At 68.1% G+C, this 3605-nt stretch carries 2 protein-coding genes and 3 pseudogenes; 2 read left to right on the top strand and 3 right to left on the bottom strand.

What is annotated here, in order from left to right:
- Nucleotides 1-108: 108 nt before the first annotated feature.
- Together ABZ646_RS42950 and ABZ646_RS42945 are read left to right on the top strand one after the other, a co-directional pair.
- Nucleotides 109-840, top strand: a pseudogene (locus tag ABZ646_RS42950) (DUF317 domain-containing protein); the annotation flags it as partial.
- Between the two features lie 31 nt (nucleotides 841-871).
- Complete coding sequence (locus ABZ646_RS42945) at nucleotides 872-1360, top strand: hypothetical protein (protein WP_360532155.1); 489 nt, start codon at nucleotides 872-874, stop codon at nucleotides 1358-1360.
- 15 nt (nucleotides 1361-1375) lie between these two features.
- Here the strand turns inward: ABZ646_RS42945 and ABZ646_RS42940 are convergent, their stop codons facing one another.
- From ABZ646_RS42940 to ABZ646_RS42930, 3 genes and pseudogenes are all read right to left on the bottom strand, one after another.
- Entirely contained in the window at nucleotides 1376-1951 is a 576-nt protein-coding gene (locus tag ABZ646_RS42940) for a hypothetical protein (RefSeq protein ID WP_360532158.1), read from the bottom strand.
- A gap of 29 nt (nucleotides 1952-1980) precedes the next feature.
- A pseudogene (locus ABZ646_RS42935) lies at nucleotides 1981-2148 on the bottom strand (hypothetical protein); the annotation flags it as partial.
- Between the two features lie 563 nt (nucleotides 2149-2711).
- A pseudogene (locus tag ABZ646_RS42930) lies at nucleotides 2712-3605 on the bottom strand (DNA recombination protein RecN); the annotation flags it as partial.

Below are 3605 nucleotides of genomic sequence, written 5' to 3'. Positions count from 1 at the left end.
GCAAGATATTGAGGAGGCTGACACCAACGACTCCTGAAAGGAGCTTCTCGCTGAGGTGCTCGTGCGCTCCATCCTGTCAGCGAACCTTGACAAATCTGATTCCACATAATCGGCAACGTCTACGTCAACGCTCCCGACAGCAAGGTCCGCCTGGGCTACCTCCCCGAAGGCGAGGACGACGGGCTCTGGCGCATCACCGCCTACCGCGATCCGTTCGGGCCGCCGACCTGGGGCGTCTGCTTCAACGATCGCGTCCCCACCGAGTTCGTTACCGCGTTCACCACGGCCCTCGCCACGGCATACGAACAGGGGCCGGCCGCCTACCTCGCCTGGCCAGTCTCGGGGAGCCACGACCACGATCCCTTCCTTGCCGTCGTGCCCCTGCTGAAACAGGGCTGGGAGATCGACCGCCCGCGCTGGGGTGCGTTCGCCGTCCAGGTCCCGGACGGACTGGCCGGCCTGGAACTCATCACCGGCGACCTCGATGCGGAAGCCGAACTGACGACACGCGAGGCCCGCTGGCAGCTGTGGGCGGGCAACTCCGTTGACCGGCCTGTCTGGTACGCGACGGCGAGCACCGACACCCCTGTCGCTCTGCTCACCGCCGTCACCCAGTGTGTCGCCGATCCGGCTCCACTGCCCCGGTGGCGCGAGAACACCTTCAGCTACATCAAGGGCATGGCCCAGCTCACCCCGATCATTCCGCCCGGACCGCCGGCCCCCACCCCGCTCGATGTGCAGCGGGCCGCCGCGTCCCGCCGCCCGGCCGCGCTGCCTGCGGCCAACGTCCCGCGCTGGAGCACCACCAGCAGACCAGCCCTGCCCGGTCCACGCCGCTAGCACAGGCCCTTCCTCCTACCGGAGACCCCTCTTGTTTCTGCAGGCCCCGGACTTTTTCGCCGAGCTGTGCCTCCCCTTCCACGACCACACAGTTGTGGGCAACACCTACTTCGCCGTCCCTGCCCCCGGCGGACAGCTGCGGCTGCGGATCGATTTCACCGACACCATCCGGGCGGATACCTACGGCGGGTTGCGCGTGGCAGTCGTCCACCCGGACCGCGGGGAGATCGACGCGGTGGCACTCAGTTTCCTCGACCACGGAACCTTCCACCGCCGCGACGAAGCGACCAACACCCGGCCGAACATGCACGGTTACGGCGTGATCCACCAGTACCACCGTCCGGATGAGCCACCGTGGGCTGGGGCCGTCACCACAGGGCTGCGTGACGCCATCGAGCAGTACACCGCCGTCTGGTTCCCCGGCGCCTGGAACACATCAGCCCCGGGCCGCGCCGCAGGTCGGACTGTGCAACCGGCGCCCGTCGCGCCGGTAACCCGTAACGGCATTCGTGCCCGCTGAGCCGGGCCCCACCGCCTACCCAGCCGTTCCGCACCCTTCAGCAGGAGCCGTGCCCGTGATGACCCACCCCTTCGAGATCACCCGGCTCATGGTCGGCTGCCGGGCCGTCGTGCCGGTCTCCAGAGCGGCGACGAACGAGTACGGCCAGCCGGGAAGCTCCCCGGCGATCCCTCCGAGCTGCACCGGCGCATCTCCTACGACGACGAACTCTGGGACACGAACCTCGACCCGGCCCAGCCTGTGCAGGTCCTTCCCCGCCATCTGGCCGGGCCCGGCGCCGTCGACCCTCGCACCACGTGGGACTTCCCCTACCCGCGCACGGCAACACGCCCGTCGCCCCGCCACCCCACTTCCCGGCCCCAGGCCGGAACGGTCCGCCTGGGCCCCGACGACGACGTCGCCGAGGTCACTGCCGCCCAAGTCCGCCGTCCAGCCGCGGGTGAGCAGCGGCTCGTACGCCTCCTGCGCGGTCGTCTCGTCCTGGAACAGCCGGTCCTGGTCGCTGTGCAGGTCTTCGAGGTAGAGGTCGAGCAGTTCGGTGTGCACGTCGTGGACCAGCTCGACGGGGTGGTGGCGTCGAAGGTGATCCACCAGTCCGCAGGGGTGAACGGAGCCCGGTGCGCGGTGATCATCCACGTGCCCTTGCCGGGCTTTTCGGGCTGGGGGGCGTAGGTGGTCTGCAGTCGCAGGCACGGGCTGAACGCGGCACTCGCGGACGCGATGCTCTGCGAGAACGGGCCGGTGACCTCGGCGACCTTGAGGAGCAGCGCGGCGCACTCCGCAGGCACCTTGTCGATCTTGGCGCGTCCTGGCGGACTGATCCGTCATGACCAGCCTTGCCACGGGTGAGGCCAGCGCGCCAGGAAGCCCGTCAACCCCGAGGGCGAGCCGGTGCCTCCTCTCGGCCCGGCGGTAACTTCGGGGGGCGGCGCGACCCTGTCGGGCTCCAGGCTGGTCTTGTCCGGGTGCACGCAGGCCAGCACCCTCCCTTCGTCGAGGGTGTAGCGGTGCCCGTCCGCCGAGTTGAAGAGGTACACGATGGAGCAGCCCGTGTCCTTTGACAGCAAAGCTAGTCGTGTGCAACCTGTTGACCTGGGCCGCTAGGTTGGATGTCAACCAGTGGTGGCTTATTTGGGAGCTGACATCGCTTCTCGCCTCCGCCGCCCTCTACCGCGCCACGGTCCGAACACCCGTCCGAGCCCCGGCAGCCGCTGATGCTGACCGACACGCGGCTCTCGGGCTGACGTCAGAGTCGATCCCGCGCCTCGACTGCTGGGTGAGTGATCCACGACGCTGCGCCTTTTGGGGTCAGCCTGCTACCGAGGAAAGGCCCCGTGTCTGGGAGGGCGTTTCACGCGTCGGCTTCTGCCTCTTCGTCCGCACTGGTTTCGTCCTCGATCAGCCCGTACGGCGGACGGTCCTCATTGCGGCTGTAGCGAACCACCACGCTGCTTTCCACCAGCGGGGGCGGGCTGTTGTCGGCGACGATGAGCTGTGCTCGGCTACCGCGCTCTGCGAGCCAGAGGGAGAGGTGATGGTAGAAGTCGTCGATGGCGACGGCGTCCGCGATCACGGAATCGAGGGTGCCGCCGTGGCCGAGGTTTTTCTGGGGGCTGTCGATCATGAGGAATCCCGGGTGTGCGGCCCCTGCTTCGACGGCGATTTCGAAGACGGCCAGCTGCCAGGCCAAGGTGAGCAGGGTGCGGGCGCCGGAGGAGGCTTCCTGGTACGGCTCACCGCGTACGAAGGGGGTGAGGTCGGTCTTGATGAAGGGCGTACTGACCTTGGGGTAGCGCCAGGCTCGCAGGAGCTCGCCGTATCGGCCGCTGATCTTGGTGATGATCCGATCGCGGTCGTGGGAGGCGTCTCCGAGTCGTGCGAGTTCCTCGCGGAGACGGGCGATCTGGGCTTCGTGGCGTTCCACGGCGTCTGCCCGTTTGGCAAGTCCTTCGCGGAGTTTGACCGTGCTTTTGGCCTGTTCGAGTTGGCGCAGGACCTGTTCGCGCCTTCGGTGGAGGTCGTCGCGGGCGGCGAGGAACGGTGAGACGGAGGGGGACGTCGCAGTGTCCAGCGCGGCGGCGGCTTCCTCTTCCCGGACGGCCGCCTCTTCCGCCTGGAGTTTGAGTGCGGTGAGCGAGGCGCCGAGCTCAGGGTCTGTGTAGCGAACGGTGGAACTCGGTCGGTTTTGTTCAGTGGCGTCCGGCGGTGAGCCGGCCGTCGAAGGTGATGTCGAAGGCTTGGAGTG

It is taken from the genome of Streptomyces sp. NPDC007162, from assembly GCF_040634175.1.
Lineage (GTDB): Bacteria > Actinomycetota > Actinomycetes > Streptomycetales > Streptomycetaceae > Streptomyces.
Note: the sequence above shows the minus strand (reverse complement) of the source record. Positions and strands in the feature narration are given on the sequence as shown.